The organism is Ensifer sp. (genome assembly GCF_035999185.1).
Lineage (GTDB): Bacteria > Pseudomonadota > Alphaproteobacteria > Rhizobiales > Rhizobiaceae > Ensifer.
The window spans coordinates 1-14593 of the sequence record NZ_DASYHB010000112.1 but is presented as its reverse complement, the minus strand read 5'-3'; the positions used below and the strand labels follow the sequence as shown (position 1 = coordinate 14593).

Here is a 14593-nt window from a genome sequence, read left to right as displayed (position 1 = left end):
CTGGCTCTCGATCCGGAAGCAGAACCACCGGCCGACGGCGCTCAAGATCGCAGACGATCGTGCCGTAGCGATGATTGCGTCGCCAGGCGAAATCGTCGATGCCGATCACGCGTAGCGGCTCGCTCGGCGCCCTTGCGCGCTGTCGTACCACGCGCAGCAGCGTATCGTTGCTAACGGGCAGCATCATCCTCGCGGCAAAACTCGCTCCAGGTCGGCCGCCGAGGGCGAGGCCGAGATGCTGGACGCTATGATCAAGACGATCAGTTCGGCGTGCTCGTGGCGCAAGGATGCGGTCACCAAAGCGCTCTGCGAAGATCTGGCGGCCGCATAGGACCGCATCGCACCGAAAGCGCCGGACGAGAACGTGGAGTTCGACCCGTCGACCGCTCAGCGGCAGATCCTTTGCCCGCCGGAAATACCGGCTCTGGATCCGCTGCGAGAATGCCCCGCAGTCAGGGCATGGACAGGATCTGACGGCGGACCGGCTCGGACAACGACACGATCCCCTTCGATCGCGATGCCGTCGACGACAAGACCTGCGGGAATCAAACTGGCCGGGCGAAATCGCTGCTTCATCATGCTGATTCCTTCTGGAAACCAGCGTCAGAGCAGCCCCAACCTGCAGCGAAACTGAGTCAGACCCAACATTGGACGCCGATCGGGGGGCAACTTTGCGCGCCGTTTGACAGATTGGCGGGGTGCCAGGATTGAACCATCGGATTTCTGTGACGTTATTCAGCTGTCGTCAGGATCTTAGCTCCCTCGACGACCGGCCGGCGTGACACCGGCCGCATGCCATACTTAGCCTAGCGTCACTTCGGCGGGGCTGGGCCTTTTTTCGTGACGGCGCTGCCGCGGCCGTGAGATAGTAAAGTCATGCCTTTTCGTTCGATCGTTGCCGAACCGCACGAACTCGCCAAGCTTGCCAACGCATTCGATGCAGCGTGGATCGGCGTGAACAGCGTCCATACCATAGGTCACGTGGCGCAAAAGCGGGAAAGGTCGCGCCTTGCCGCAATCATTCTCGAGCTGTGGCGGGAAGAGCCTAGCCTTCCGCTCGGGGCGCGAGCAATCGAGCGCTTCTTGGCTGCGGAGTAACCGGGCCCAGTCAGCGCGGCCGCGGTGATTGGCGGGGCGAATCGCAACCATCCGCGCGTTCCACTTTCGCCGAGACCGGCACGCCTTGGCGGGAAGCCAGACTCGCGGACCGCTGGTGTTTTCAACTGGCCCGGCTTTGCAGCGGCAAGGGCGGGGCTTCTTCATTCACGGGGTTGTGACACCCCGCGGTGCAACTTTCGTTCTCTGCTTACGTTTGGTCATTGCCCACCGCATTCAGCTCTCGCGTGGGTCAGCCGGAAACGGACCGGCTGCGTTGCCAAACTTGGCCCTGTCTCGCGAGCAGGGCCATTTTGTTTCAGAGCGATCGAGATCGGCCCTCAGCCGCACAACCGCCGCGTCGCCTAGAATGTTCCTGATCCCGCGCCCGGCGCCTATCTCGCGGAGCTTCTCGTACGCCGAGTCCGAAACTCACGATCCTGGAAGATTGGAAGGAGGCTGCCAATGCGGTGATGGCGGAGGATGGGGTGGCGTGAGCCGCCGGTGGTTTCCACGCCGTCGCCAGTCGAGAAGATCGCCGCGTTCCTCTCGGCCAACCCGGATGTCGCGGCGCTGATCGCGTGGGGCTTAGCCTACCGAATTGACCTTCATCATCTCCGGCATGTCAGGGCAATTTGTGATCTCAATGATCGAGCCTTTGCGCGCGTCATGGTGCTCCGCCTCCAAACGATCGCTCGGTAAACCGGCCACTGCCAGCGTGACCGTTGCAGCGGCGATCATCAGCGAAACGATGAAATAGTTTATGGCGCGGCTTCTGGGATTCCGGGACCAACGTCCCCAAATCATTCTGAATTGCGCTTCCGTGGGAACCCACGTTGTTGGAATGCGCCGATCCGGATCTACGGCGATTGGGCGCCCGATCATGCGGTGTGCGGCGGAGCAATCGCCTGAAGAATCTTCGGCAGCACGCGGATCAGCGTCCTTATGGACGCTTCAGAGATGGGCATTGTGAGCGATCCTGCGCCCAACTCCCCACCTCCAAACGAAAGCACTCCAAATTCTAGTGTGTCATTGACGGTTGCCAGCACATGATCGGTCAGGACGTCTGCTTCCACGCGAGCGAAGTTTTCACGGGTCGATTCGACGGCCGAAGCGGTGCCGGCCGTGAGCAGCAACGACAATGCCATCCGCTTGAGATCGGTTGGCTTCATCTGGAAAAGCAAATCCTCGCCGCCGACGGTTCGCAGACCGAAACCAACGTAGTTCGGAGCGATCTTGAATCCCTTGTGCTCGACGATCACGGTCGCGTTACGCCAATTTTGAGCCATCGTCGGCGCCCCCCAAGCGGCCAATTTCGCGGGGAACATTCCCTATTGGCGTGTGGCATGCCAGTCGGCCAATGGTCGGATATCGCAACGTCAGGAGCTAAGTCCCGCCGCGCGGTTCGCCGTTTGCGTAAATCCCCGGGCAGACTCTCGCAGAGGATTCTTGTGTGGGGCTGGTGCCTATCCCGTTCCCCAACCGACTGCGTATTGCAGCGAGCAAGTCCGCCGCTCAATTGAACAACCAAACCCCAAGGCGGGCGCAGACCCAGCCGACGACGAGGCCGAGCATCGTGACCAAGAGAGCTCGCGCGGAGGCGTCACGAAGCCGCTTCACTCTGGTGGAGTAGATTGCGGCTCGCCGCGGCTCGATTGCGGCTTCCAGATCGGTTCGACTGTAAGGCATGGCGTATCTCATGCTGTCGCTGTCAGGATGGCAAACATCCGTCGACACGATGAGGTTCCGCCGCAGCGCCTGATCGGGGCTCTGCAAATGGCCGCGCGCTCACTCGTCAGATCGAACCAACTCTGTTGGCTCAGAGGCTTCACGTGGCTGACGCTCGCGCGAGCACAGATATCGGGACACTGCATACTCCAGCGACGCTCGCTCGCGGCCCAGTGAAGGCAGTTCGGCAGCGTTCGGGCGAAACAGCTAGGTCGGACACGCTGGGCCTGTGGGAGCGGCCGACGTCCTCTACCATTCCAGCGGTATGCGGTAGTTGTCGTTGTCGAAACGTTGTCGTGGCCGCTTTTCGGCCGTAGCCAAACGCTCGCGCATCTGTCCAAGCGTTGCGCGTTCATCACCGCATCTGCCGCAACGGATCACAGCATCGTCATGCGGCCAGTGACGCACGCTGATGGAAGTTGAACCGCAGAGCTTACAGGCGATTGGGTTTGCGCAGGCGGCTGCGTTTACGAACAGCGACGTCAACGCGACCACGAAAGCGGTGAGAAGCCAGACGCCGATGGCGCCATTGCTGAACAACATGTGATGCCTCAACGCAAATGGCCGCCATAGCGGCCGGTGCCCCCCAGAGGACATGCCACCATGAACACTCGCGACGGGCAAGCGGCGCTGGTCGCGCTTGGCTATTCGCTGACTATCGACTGCGTTGCCGGGCCGAAGACGAGGACGGCGATCCAGGCCTGCCAGCGGGGCAAGGGGCTCGTGGCTAATGGCATCATCGGCCCGCAGACCATCAAGGCGCTGCAGGCGGCGGTCGCGGAGAGGACAGAGCCCAAGGCGGCGACGCCGACGCCAGCATTTCCGGGCTTTGCTCAGCCGCGCGCAACGCGCCGGATAGACGAGATCATCATCCACTGCATAGCGACGCCGGACGGCCGCGCGGTCACGGTCGAGACGATCCGGGACTGGCATATCGGCCAGGGCTTGGGTCGTCATGCTCGACGGCACGGTGAAGCCCGGCCGGCCGGAGGCGCAGGTTGGCTCACATGTCGCCGGCCACAACACCGGGACGCTCAGGCACGTCTACGTCGGCGGCGTCGATGCCAAAGGCAACCCCGAGGATACCCGCACGCCGGCGCAGAAAGCCGCGCTACTTGCGCACGTCAAGGCACTTATCGCCCGCTACCTGATGGTCAAGAAGGTCACCGGGCATAACCAGTACGTCGCCAAGGCTTGCCCCAGCTTCGACGTCCGCAAGGATGACCTCGGGCGCTTGATCTAAAGGCGGTGACGAAAGCGGCGCCGCAATCCCGGCTTCGGAAGAAGATCAATGAGTTGAGGCGATGGCCTGCCGCTCATTCCCATCCATTATCGGAGAATTTCCATATTCCGCGTCGTCGCGGCGCCGGCGCTCGCCTGCGTCTCGTCCGCCTGCCAGACTGCCAGCAACCCCGCCGCCTGGGCCGCCGTTCCTTCGCGAGCGGCGGCCTTTTTTCGTTTTGAAGCTGCCGAACTAATCAGATCTGGTCCGCGTTGGCTCATTGTCACCGCAACGGGCGAGGTTTCGGTGACCGCCCGGGCGGTCGCGCATTCGGCCGTCGTCAGTGGTGGGCCCGGTCTCGCCTCGGCGGGGGCGGGCCTATTTCATTTTGACCACTCCGACGGAGCGTCCACTAAAGGCAAATTTTTCTCTTTGAGCGCTGCCTCCAGCCGCTCCCTCAGCTGCCTGATCGTCGCGAACGGCTTGCCGCACCCCGCGCATTCGATGAAGGCATCGTCATGGGTCCACTGAGGAATGTGCATGGTCTTTGCACCGCAGTCGGTGCAAGCAAAAGCTGGCGGTACGGAATGCATTCGGACACTCCCCGGGCGCCTGCACAACCTACTCTAACAAGGGTCTTGGTCGCAGCCTCGGGACGCAAGCCTCCATTGCACCAACTTGCTAGACCGGTCTCAATTCGGCCCAATTTCCGTTGGGTTCGAGTTTAATTTCGCGATCGTCCGGGTTTTCGATGCGATTTCGATCCAAATTTGTGCGGGTTGCTGCATCTGACGTACCGTGTTCGAGGCCGAACGGAAGTTTCGGCCGGTCTCGCCTCGGCGGGTCGAACTTTCTTCGTCGGGAATGCGAACAAACTCCTGCCGAGCACGTTTGCTCGACGCCACTGTGGCGGCCGTTTCCGATCCGGCCGCTGGCTGTGGGAGGCCCGGTCTCGCTTCGGCGGGTCCGGGCCTTTTCTTTTCCCGGCGTGCCGCACAAGCTATCCCCAACCGATGCGAGCCGCGGATTTACCGGCCGCTCCGGTTGGGCGGTATGTCATAGTTCGCCATCCCGCATGTGAGACCACCAATTGCCGGCTTCTGCACTCAAAGCCCGAGCTAGTTACAGGTGGGCAATCTGGGCGAGATCCGGGCTATTGCCGAATCGCGAAGCTGATCGACAAGCTCTGAACTCAATCGAACCAATCCCGACTTCTTAACGTTGATCATTTGTCGTCGGGGTATCAGCTCCCTCGACGATCGGCCGGCGCGTGACACCGGTCGGCTGGCATACTTGGCCCGACCTCGCCACAACGAGATCGGGCCTTTTTCGTAGACGAAGAAGCGCTGCTGAACTCCAAGAGCGCGACATCAAGCTGAACGATTTGCCAAGGCATGCGTTAATCCATTGTCACCGAATGCGGCGAGGTTCGGTGATAGTCCGGGGCGGTCGTTCCTTCCGGCCGCCGACCGTGGCGGGCCCGGTCACGCTTCGGTGAGGCCGGGCCTTTGTCCCGCCGGCCGTGAGTCATGCCGTTTCGTTCGATCGTTGCCGAACCTCATGACCTCGCCAAGCTTGCCAACGCATTCGATGCGGCCTGGATCGGCGTGAACAGCGTCCATACGATCGGTCGCGGCTCAAAAGCGGGCAAGGTCGCGCCTTGCCGCAATCATTCCCGAACTCTGGCGGGAAGACCCAAGCCTTCCGCTTGGCGCGCGGGCGGTCGAGCGCTTCTTCGCAGATGAGCAGCTGCCGCAACCATACGACAAGTCGCGAGTTCAACTGGAGTCGCCGAGCCCGGCACGCCTCGGCGGCAAGCCAGACGGTCGAGCCCTCGCGGACCGCTGGTATTTTGAACTGGCCCGGCCTTGCAATCGACAGGGCGGGCCCTCTTCATTCACGGGTGTTACACCGTTCGACGCAACTTTCTGGTGTCGGTTGAGGTTTGGTCATTGCCCACGGTTTTCAGCTCTAGCGTGTGCCAGCCGGAAAGGGACCGGCTGCGTTGCCAAACTTGGCCCTGTCTCTAAAGCAGGGCCATTGGGCGAGCGTCGCGTACCGATCGATCTCGGCCCTAATTCGCTCAACAGCCGCGTCGCGCGGGATGGTCCTGATCCCGCGCAATTCGTCCTTCACGCCGTCGAGGAGCTGATTGCGCTTTGTGAGTGGCAATCCCGCGAGAAAGCGCACCTCACACAACTCCTTCCAAGCCTCTGACCAAGTGCTCACCTCCTGGCCGGCAAGGATCGAGACGACGGGGGGCGGGAATCGGGTGGGTAGGGCATGTCGCTTCTCAGGCGGCGTTGGCGTTCATTGACCCAGGCGGAACGATTCGCCGATGCCTCCGTTTCAGACTCTGTCGAGTTGGAGTTGCGTTCGTGTGTGCGCGTCGAGTTCTGCGCGTCGGCCTATCGGCCGAATCCGTCCAATCACCGCCGACGCCGAAGCGCGGCCGGTCATCCCGGCAAGCTGCTTTGCGCTTCGATCCAATGCCGGATCGTGTCGAGCGGCGACATCTTCGAGATTTCCTAGCCGACCCGCTTCTTGGATTCCCAGACGGCTACGGCGAGCTCAAGCGTGACCAGCTCATGTTCCTCCGGCGAGTCCTCCGGGCAGCCGGCGAGTTCCGCGATGCGGGCCTTCGCAGCTTGGTATTCGTCATCGGTCTTGATCTTCATCGCTATTCTCCGCGGTCATCAACGATACCGACGCAGATCGGTTCCTCACGTCTTCGGCTTGCCTTCGCCGTGGCTCATTCCATTTTTCGCCTGAAGGATCTCGTAGAACTCGTCGACGCTCATTCGCGACAGCAGTTGTTTCCCGCCGCCACGCGAGCAGCGATAGCGCAGGCAGATGTCGGGAATCGGCAGCTCGTCAGGCATGCTCTCGGTGCTGACTTCGCCGTGGTGATTGCAGGTGGTGCACCAGATCTCAGCGCGGCATCAGCCCAGGGCGCGCGCTCCTCCGACCGTAGCCGGCCGGACTTCGGCACCATCTGGATTGTGTGCGCGTCGCAGGGGCGATTCACAGCGCTCGGATCTGCTCTTCGAATTCTTCCGGAATCGCGCCGTGCCGCGCAAGCACGTCGAGCGCACTAACCTCGCCGGTTTCGTCGTCGGCGATGACATGGATCACCGCGACGCCCTCGGCAGTACGGCCGATGCGCTCACCTTCGCTGAGCGCATGATGCTTCGTTTTCGCGGGCACGCGCTGGCCGGGTACGAGCCGCTTGCGATGGGTCTTGAACGGTTGGAGAAAGAACGTGTCGACGGTCGCCATGGCTTGACTCCGGGTTGCGGTTTGTTCTCATTATGTTCTCAGTTTCGGGAACGCAATCTATGTCCGCGCAGCCATCCGCTCAGCCGGCCGACGACCTGTCGCCAGAGCATGAAATCGAGGCCGACATCAATGAAATGATCGCCGAGCATGGGTCCGAGCGTGCCGCAATCAGGGCTCTCCTGCACGATCTTACAGTGCTGATGGAGGATGCCGATCGCTCGACCTCACGGGACTTCCTGAGCGTTTTCGTCTCCGCAGGCGCGCGGCCCATGGCGGTCGACAATGAACCGTGAGCAAACCCGGCCTACCGACCGTCCACACTTCGCTGCGCGACTATCCCTACGTTGTGATCCGCTTCCGGTGCCACGTCTGCGAGCGCGGCGGCGACGCGCGCCTGGCCGTGCTCGCCGCGAAGTATGGTTCCGATGCATTGCTAGGGCGGCTTCTGCGGGTCTTCATCGGCGGCTGCCCCTGGGATCCACACAACCCCGCGCGCAAGCCGCAGAAGTACGGGCATCGGTGCGGAGGTTATTGCCCCGATCTCATCTCCGGACGGCCGCCCGACCTACCGCCGTCCATGACGGGCCTGACCTTGATCGAGGGCGGCAAGACGGACATGCTCCCGGCCGAGCCGAGGCACGAAGAACGGCGTCGGCGCGTGGGTGGCGACGATTGATGTCAGCGAGAGGGCGACAATGGTGGTGAGGTTGTTGGCGGCCAGCTTGGTGGCCGCGATGTTGCTGCCCGCGGAGGGGGCCGAGCGGCGCAAAGCCGATTTCCTACAGGACTACATTACTTGTGAAATGTGGATGAAACACCATCGAACGTCTGCGGCAGAGTTTCATGCCGCCGTAGGTCGGTGGTTGGTCGATCTCCTTCGGCAAAGTTCCCCATCGAGGCTGTCGCACCTCGACGACGAATACATTGTCCAAGCCGTCGAACGTCATTGCTCGGCGTTGCCTGATCACTCTCTAAGCTCTGCCACATTCTTGGCAGGCTTGAGACTGCCCGAGTCCTGACAACGGTTCAGCAGAATGCGCGAGCAGTGGCGCGCGATCGGCAAACTCTTGCCTGATTGCGATTGCTTGCGCTTACCATTCTGCCGAGCACGCTGAGCCGCATCGTGGCGTACCAGAGGTCTCAAAAGGGTCGGAAACGGACAGCAGCACCTGCCAGAATCGAGGAACCAATAAGCGACGACGACCGACAGCAAAACCCTTCACACCGTCAGATCGATATGCTGCAGAAATTGCTTCGGCTCTCAGCGACAATCGCCGCCGTAGCAGTGTTTCTCTATTTCACCTTCCCATGAATCGTTGGTTGGAGCCTGATCAGGCGATAGGGTCGTCAAAGGAGGGCTGCAACGGGTGGGCAGCAGACATCGGCTCTGCTCAGCCCGCATTGGCGGCGCTGGCTCGGCGTCGAGAATCGCTGCCTGGTGCCGTTCACCTCGTTCAGTGAGTTCAACAAGGCCGAGGGTGGCGACATCTGGTTTGCCTTCGGCGAGACGCGGCCGACGGCGTTCTTTGCCGGAATCTGGACGCCGCAGTGGAGGAGCGTGCGGAAGCTCAGGGAAGGCGAGGTCTGGGCAGATCTTTATGCCTTCCTCACGACCGAGCCGAATGCGGAGGTCGGCTCGATCCATTCCAAAGCGATGCCGGTCATCCTGACCACGCCTGAGCAGTGCGAGACCTGGATGACCGCGCCATGCGAACAGGCGAGGGGGCTTCAGCGTCAATTCCCTGACGGCTCACTGCAGATCGTTGCGCGAGGCGTAAAGAAGGACGGAGAGCCTGATGCCTAGCGAAGCGACCCTGCAGGATCTTGCCGATCGCATTGCGCTCGCCCGGCGCAATATCTCGGAGCTGATGGAGCGGGCTACAGCACGTCGCTGCTCAGCGACCAACAGGCTGCCTTGGACAAATTGGTGAGGCAGCGTACGGTATTCGAAGCCGACGGGGCCAATTAGCCAAACTTGGCGGAGAACGCGGCGCCGCCCGCCATCATGGGTCGTCGTTTCGTGCGTCTGCCTGCTTTGATATCGCGAGGAGCTGGCGAGAAAGCGACTGCCCGGTGATTTGACGGGGATCGTAGCCTTCCCGCGCCAAACGCCTGCGGATGACTTCCACCGATCTGCAGGGGCCCTCGGCTGCAATTTCGAAGGCTCGTTCCATCGAGGTCTTATCTTTCATGGGGCAACCCTCTACAGGTCCGAGTTCCGCATTCTCAACGGAGGGGAGGGTGCCGCAAACATCAAATGATTGGACGCCTGCCCGGATGTCTCAAATCATCCCGCGGGAACGAATTGAGCATGCCGGCGTATTGATGGGAATGAAGCTGCATTGGTTCTCCCCTCCCGTTTACGTCGCGATCGACCCGATCGGTACGCGCTACGCCGTTTCCAACATCGAAAGGGCAGCAGAATTTCTGCTTTCGTGGCGCGACCGAGGGATGGGGCCTGATTGGAAAATCGGCGTCCAAACGTGCATGGCCGGGATCAAAGGTGAGGCAGGCACGGCGGAGGCGCGATCGGCGTTCGAAGCGGCGGCGAGAGAGTGTGGCGAGCTCCGTGAGTCGCCAATGGCCTCTCGGACGGAAGCGGCGACCTGAGATCTCGCTGCTCGTGGCTGAAACTAGCGCATGCATTGCTTGGCGAGAGCGCGGCGGCCCATTAGCGCCATTGTGGATCGGGCGTGCGGCGCCTGGATCCTCGCGTCCGTTCAGTTGAACCTCGCTCTTCATCTCTTGAAGCGCCAGGTCGATGCCCGAGTGATCTTCACGGGGCTGCGTCTAGACGGCAGACGTACCCCGATTCAGTTCGCCATCCCACTCCTGGCCGATCGATCAGGTTTGAAGATCCCCGCATAGCGGCAGGGCGGCTTCTGCGGGTCTTCATCGGCGGCTGCCCCTCGGACCCACACCACCCCGCGCGGAAGCCGCAGAAGTACGGGCATCGGTGCGGAGGTTATTGCCCGGATCTGATGTCCCCGCGACCAACTGATCTGCCGCCATCCATGACTGGCCTGACCGTGATCGACGGTGGCAAGGCGGACATGTTGCCGGCTGAGCCGCGGCCCAGGGAGCGCCGACGCAGGATCGGGGCGGAGGACGAATGATATCCGATCCATTCGCGGACCGTGCCCCTTCGGATGAAATTGATCCGCCTACGTTAATTGAGGAGTCAGGTCTCCATGATTTCTGCCTAATGAGCGAGCAGCGGGGTTTGGTGGTTGCGGTGACGAAGTCGATGGTTTGGCCAGGGCGGAGAGGGGCAATAGCTGCGATGACCGTGGCAGCTTTGCTTGCCGTCATGGCCGTTGGAATCGGCACCGTGAATGTGGCCATTTCTGCTGGTTCTTCGGCTGCCCTGATCAAATGCGCGACGGAGAACGCCGACATTCAGCCGGCCTCGCGTGCGGCAATATGTTTATGCTTCGTCGAAAGGTCCCGCAGCTTTGGCACGACTATCTTGCGGCTCGTCTCGTCGGAGACCACCGAACGGCGTTCAAGACGGGTTTCGTTTAATGAATGCGTGTCTGCGGAGTTTGCCTTGAACCAGCCGGGCGGGCGGGGTGCGAAGCCGTTGGCGCAGTAAACTCGAACTTCGATGCGGCGGCCAAACCGGATCGGAAGTGTGATGTCGAGATCGAGATGCTCCCGGCCCAGGCGATGCGGAATGAGTGATGCTCGCCCGGTCGCCCTTTCGGCGGACTAGACCACATTGTTGGAACGCGGCTCGGGTTGACGGCGTTCTGCCGCAATGAGCGAATTGCGAGACCGGGCGAAAAACATAGTTTGTGACGATCTTGCAGCCCTGCTGGAGCTAGCTAAGGACGTGCTATGGGACCTCGACGCATTGCCAAATCAAATCGGCGCCGCGGAAGCACTACAGCGCTCGCTCCACTCTCTGGAACTCGACTACAGCCTCTCGAAGCTTGAAACCGTCAAAGCACGTTACGCTAAGCTGATGATGACATTGTAGGTCGCCAAAGGCGATGTTGTTCCGTAGGTCAGGCCCCGGTCGTTCACGACCAATCTTATGCCGGCCGGCGAAGATCATGCGAGACGATCAGCCATCAGCGGGCCATGAACGAAGGGTAGGGGTATATCAATTGACCAACCAATACAATCCCATCAAAGCAAATCCTATCGTGCTCGCTAACAGCGCGCGGCGTTCGACCGGGGTCATGCGCTTCTCCTTGGCGGGCGGTCCGCCGGAGTAAATATCATTCTCCGGCTAATGTCCCGTATCGAGTTTGATCCTTGTTCGCTCGCGATTGGTGGCTGCAAGGCGGATGCGCCCTAGTGAGTGGAGGCCGGGATCAGCGATGCCACCTTCTATAACTAGCGCAGTCGCTATGGCGGGATGGAAGTCCTCTTAGACCTCGACCCTCCACTGGGCCCGAGGAGACTGATGGGTCGAGCAGGTCGACAAAGACCAGTGCGACCATCGCCGTTGATTTCGAGATCAACCTGCCGCTCGAAACCCAGCCAGCACCATTCCCACCGCGACATAGGCCATCAGGAGTGCGGCGCACTTATTGATCTGCCTCAGCCGCTGTCCTGTGACCCGTTGGCGAAGCAGGCTCACGCCCACGGCCAGGAAGGCCCACCAGCAGGCCGAGCCGACGAATATGCCGCCAACGGTAATCGGGATCGCTTCATGGCCTTGGTTGACTATGCTCGGGATCGCGGCAGCGAAGAGAACGGGCGTCACTGGGTTGAGGAAGCCAAAGCCGATGGCGCCACAATAGGACGCAATAAGCTTTCGCTGTCCTTCGGCAATTTCGCCAACGATGACGTCTCGTCGGTAGACGCGGATAGCGAACGCCAGCAGCAGCATTCCCGACAGAACGAGGATAGGCGTCGTGCTAAACCAACCGCCCAGCAGCAGCGTGCCCGAGGCCGCGGCAAGCGTGCTGTAGATGAGATGAACTGTCGCCACCCCAAATCCCGCAGCGAACCCGGTCGGCAGACCGCGTGCCAGCGTTTGCTGGATGCACAGCATGCTCGTCGCGCCGATCGGGGCCGCGATCGAGAGACCGATCGTGACGCCGGTCAGCAGAGAGGTCGCGAGAACCGTCATGTCCTCGCGCCAACGCCGAACTTGCCCTCTTGCTGAGCGGGAGGCCGAGTGCGCGCTTCTCGCTTGAGATCGCCATGCGACCTCTTCTCGCGGTTGATTGACCCCGCGCATTGCCGTGCCATCTCGGTCAGCCTCCGCCGTCTCCAGACAGCAGACCGCAGGCGGTGGCGGTTTATTCACGAGGCGTGGACGATTTATCGGGAGCGCGTCCTGATCCGGATTAGCGCCAATGGCTGGCGAAATCGTCGAGCTCTTTCATGTTTAGATCGGAGACGGCCCAGAAGGTCATCTCACCTGACTGCCACCGGACGAAATTATAGCCCTCCCGGACGCCCGAACTGCGCCCACGGGGCTCATTCTCGCCGGTCGGCCAGATGAACAGGTCGATCAGGTGTTGTCGGCGCTTGTAGACAAGCGTCGCAGCGGTGCTTCCTGGCAATGCGTCGAGCCTCGCGCCCTGCAGCAGGAAGCCGGGCCCCGACAGATCCTTCACCGGTGGGGCAAATGGAAGCCGGCCGGCAAACCACGGCTTGACGGTGTGTTGCTCGGCGGAGACCACGTCGACGAGGTGATCGGGTTGCAGCGCACGGATGTGCGCAGCGACGACCCAATCGGGCATCGCGTCCGTTTGCGGCATGACCGCGAAGATCGCGAGACTGGCTGCGACTGCCAGGCCTGCCGAAATCCCTGTCGCGAGCGCCGGGCGCGACAACCAGGAGCGCCGACGCCGTGGCAGCTGGTCGACCACGGCCCTGCGCAGTTGCATCGGCGCGTTGTAGCGGGTGGCTTCGTCCCGTAATCTGCCCGAAAGCGCGGAGAGATCCGCCTGAAGCCGCGCGCAGCTTGGGCAGCGTTCGACATGCCACGCAACCCTTCCGGCTTCGGCAGGCTCCAGCTCACCGTCGACATCGGCTTGAATTAGCAGATGCATCTCTGTGCACGACTGATCAGTCATGGCTGTCTCCCGACCTGACGAGATGCATGAGCGCCTGGCGCGCACGCCAAAGGCGGGACATGACCGTGCCGATTGGTATGCCGGTGATCTGGGCAATTTCCTTGTAAGACAGTTCCTCGACCTCCTTGAGGATCAAACATTCCCTGAGTTCGGCCGGCAGCATGGCGAGGGCCTTTTCCAGCTGCTCTGACTGCTCCTTCCGCAATAGCATCTGTTCCGGGTCTGGTGCTGCATCCCGTGCACTGAGCGCTTCATCGTCATCCGCGAGCGTTTCCGACACCTGCTCCCGTTGCAGCTTCTGGCGCGCCGAGAGCGACGTGTAGGCGGTGTTCCGCACGATCCGCATCAGCCAGGCCCTGGCATCGCCACCGCGAAACGAGGCGAAGTAACTGAGACCGCGCGCGACAGAGTCCTGCACGACGTCCTCCGCGAGAACGGGATCACGTACCAGCCAGCGTGCCAGGCTGTAGGCCGCATCCAGGTTGGGTATCACGACATCTTCGAAACGTGGGGGCTCGCTCGACGGCTGGGGTTGCTTTCGATCCAGCCATCTCAGTCGCCAAGCCGGTTCATCCATGGAAGAGACTGCCGCCATTGATACAAGTAAGGCAATGCGATCGACAGCACGGGATGCCGCCAGGCGCACACGGACATGGATGCAAGATTGAAGACATCGAGTCGGAGCGCACAGAAATAGGCCGGGATTCTCAATCGCTCCCGCCTATGCCGCCCGCCATTCTCCCTTCCGCCGTCATAATCAGCGCCCATGGCTCAACACCCCACCTAGGGTATGACCTAAGTGACGTCAGCTTTATTCACGATGATGCGGCGATTGTGATCTGCGTCTGTCTTCGGAAGCAAAATGTGTTTGGACGACAATCCGGGCTATCATCCGGTCCGCTGCGGCGCGCCGTGGTTGGTGTGCACGGCCCGGCAGCCATCTTGATCTCCCTGGTTGCGTCACGGCCGCCGCGGCCATGATCATCTCAGGGAGCTTGCCTCCAACTCGGAGATAAGCCCGATTACGAATGCTTTCGGGCTAAGCCCCAAAGTCACCCGTCAATCGCCGTACGGCCGCCCTCAGCGCTCGTTGAAGACGCGGCTGGCGTGGTCGGTGAACGGCTTCGTCAGGAATGAGAGGGCTGTCCTTTCCTCGGTCGTGATCATGACCTCGACGGGCATTCCGGGCAGGAGCTTGCGGTCCCCGAGCACGGCGAGATCGCCCTCG

At 61.6% G+C, this 14593-nt stretch carries 16 protein-coding genes and 3 pseudogenes; 8 read left to right on the top strand and 11 right to left on the bottom strand.

Annotated features, from left to right (window positions below):
• The 3 genes and pseudogenes from VGO04_RS13800 to VGO04_RS13790 form a co-directional block, all read right to left on the bottom strand.
• A pseudogene (locus tag VGO04_RS13800) lies at positions 1–576 on the bottom strand (transposase family protein); the annotation flags it as partial.
• A gap of 1107 nt (positions 577–1683) precedes the next feature.
• Complete coding sequence (locus VGO04_RS13795) at positions 1684–1980, bottom strand: hypothetical protein (protein WP_327496524.1); 297 nt, start codon at positions 1978–1980, stop codon at positions 1684–1686.
• On the bottom strand, positions 1977–2384 hold the full coding sequence (locus tag VGO04_RS13790; protein WP_327496523.1) for a hypothetical protein: 408 nt from the start codon (positions 2382–2384) through the stop codon (positions 1977–1979). The genes VGO04_RS13795 and VGO04_RS13790 overlap by 4 nt, the downstream gene beginning before the upstream one ends.
• A gap of 1042 nt (positions 2385–3426) precedes the next feature.
• On the opposite strand from VGO04_RS13790, the pseudogene VGO04_RS32960 reads away from it, so the two are divergent.
• Positions 3427–3528: pseudogene (locus VGO04_RS32960) on the top strand (hypothetical protein); the annotation flags it as partial.
• 250 nt (positions 3529–3778) lie between these two features.
• Positions 3779–4066, top strand: coding sequence for a hypothetical protein (locus VGO04_RS13780; protein WP_327496521.1), 288 nt, complete (start codon positions 3779–3781; stop codon positions 4064–4066).
• Between the two features lie 362 nt (positions 4067–4428).
• Here VGO04_RS13780 and VGO04_RS13775 read toward each other — a convergent pair whose 3' ends face one another.
• From VGO04_RS13775 to VGO04_RS13760, 5 genes are all read right to left on the bottom strand, one after another.
• Entirely contained in the window at positions 4429–4638 is a 210-nt protein-coding gene (locus tag VGO04_RS13775) for a hypothetical protein (RefSeq protein WP_327496520.1), read from the bottom strand.
• Positions 4639–6016: 1378 nt separating this feature from the next.
• Positions 6017–6274 (bottom strand): DUF7696 family protein, encoded by a 258-nt coding sequence (locus tag VGO04_RS33035; RefSeq protein WP_422653420.1) that lies wholly within the window; start codon positions 6272–6274, stop codon positions 6017–6019.
• 299 nt (positions 6275–6573) lie between these two features.
• The gene (locus VGO04_RS13770) at positions 6574–6723 is read right to left on the bottom strand and encodes a hypothetical protein (protein ID WP_327496519.1); all 150 of its coding nucleotides are present in this window, start codon (positions 6721–6723) and stop codon (positions 6574–6576) included.
• A 45-nt stretch (positions 6724–6768) separates the two neighbouring features.
• Positions 6769–6927, bottom strand: coding sequence for a hypothetical protein (locus VGO04_RS13765; RefSeq protein WP_327496518.1), 159 nt, complete (start codon positions 6925–6927; stop codon positions 6769–6771).
• A gap of 142 nt (positions 6928–7069) precedes the next feature.
• Positions 7070–7324 carry a hypothetical protein gene (locus VGO04_RS13760; RefSeq protein WP_327496517.1) on the bottom strand — a complete coding sequence of 85 codons (255 nt, stop codon included), beginning with the start codon at positions 7322–7324 and terminating at the stop codon, positions 7070–7072.
• A gap of 59 nt (positions 7325–7383) precedes the next feature.
• On the opposite strand from VGO04_RS13760, the gene VGO04_RS13755 reads away from it, so the two are divergent.
• From VGO04_RS13755 to VGO04_RS13730, 6 genes and pseudogenes are all read left to right on the top strand, one after another.
• Positions 7384–7617 (top strand): hypothetical protein, encoded by a 234-nt coding sequence (locus VGO04_RS13755; RefSeq protein WP_327496516.1) that lies wholly within the window; start codon positions 7384–7386, stop codon positions 7615–7617.
• Complete coding sequence (locus VGO04_RS13750; protein WP_327496515.1) at positions 7614–8000, top strand: hypothetical protein; 387 nt, start codon at positions 7614–7616, stop codon at positions 7998–8000. Before VGO04_RS13755 ends, VGO04_RS13750 begins: the two co-directional genes overlap by 4 nt.
• Before the next feature lie 717 nt (positions 8001–8717).
• A pseudogene (locus tag VGO04_RS13745) lies at positions 8718–9128 on the top strand (SOS response-associated peptidase family protein); the annotation flags it as partial.
• Between the two features lie 473 nt (positions 9129–9601).
• Positions 9602–9934 (top strand): DUF982 domain-containing protein, encoded by a 333-nt coding sequence (locus VGO04_RS13740; RefSeq protein WP_327496514.1) that lies wholly within the window; start codon positions 9602–9604, stop codon positions 9932–9934.
• Between the two features lie 502 nt (positions 9935–10436).
• Positions 10437–10919, top strand: a complete 483-nt coding sequence (locus tag VGO04_RS13735) for a hypothetical protein (protein WP_327496513.1) — start codon at positions 10437–10439, stop codon at positions 10917–10919.
• A 165-nt stretch (positions 10920–11084) separates the two neighbouring features.
• Complete coding sequence (locus VGO04_RS13730; protein ID WP_327496512.1) at positions 11085–11306, top strand: hypothetical protein; 222 nt, start codon at positions 11085–11087, stop codon at positions 11304–11306.
• Between the two features lie 486 nt (positions 11307–11792).
• On the opposite strand, the gene VGO04_RS13725 is transcribed toward VGO04_RS13730, so the two are convergent.
• The 3 genes from VGO04_RS13725 to VGO04_RS13715 all read right to left on the bottom strand — a co-directional run bounded on the left by VGO04_RS13725 (position 11793) and on the right by VGO04_RS13715 (position 13858).
• Entirely contained in the window at positions 11793–12410 is a 618-nt protein-coding gene (locus tag VGO04_RS13725; RefSeq protein ID WP_327496511.1) for a LysE family translocator, read from the bottom strand.
• Between the two features lie 220 nt (positions 12411–12630).
• The gene (locus VGO04_RS13720; protein WP_327496510.1) at positions 12631–13365 is read right to left on the bottom strand and encodes an anti-sigma factor; all 735 of its coding nucleotides are present in this window, start codon (positions 13363–13365) and stop codon (positions 12631–12633) included.
• Positions 13358–13858, bottom strand: a complete 501-nt coding sequence (locus tag VGO04_RS13715; protein WP_327496509.1) for a sigma-70 family RNA polymerase sigma factor — start codon at positions 13856–13858, stop codon at positions 13358–13360. Before VGO04_RS13715 ends, VGO04_RS13720 begins: the two co-directional genes overlap by 8 nt.
• Positions 13859–14593 lie beyond the last annotated feature (735 nt).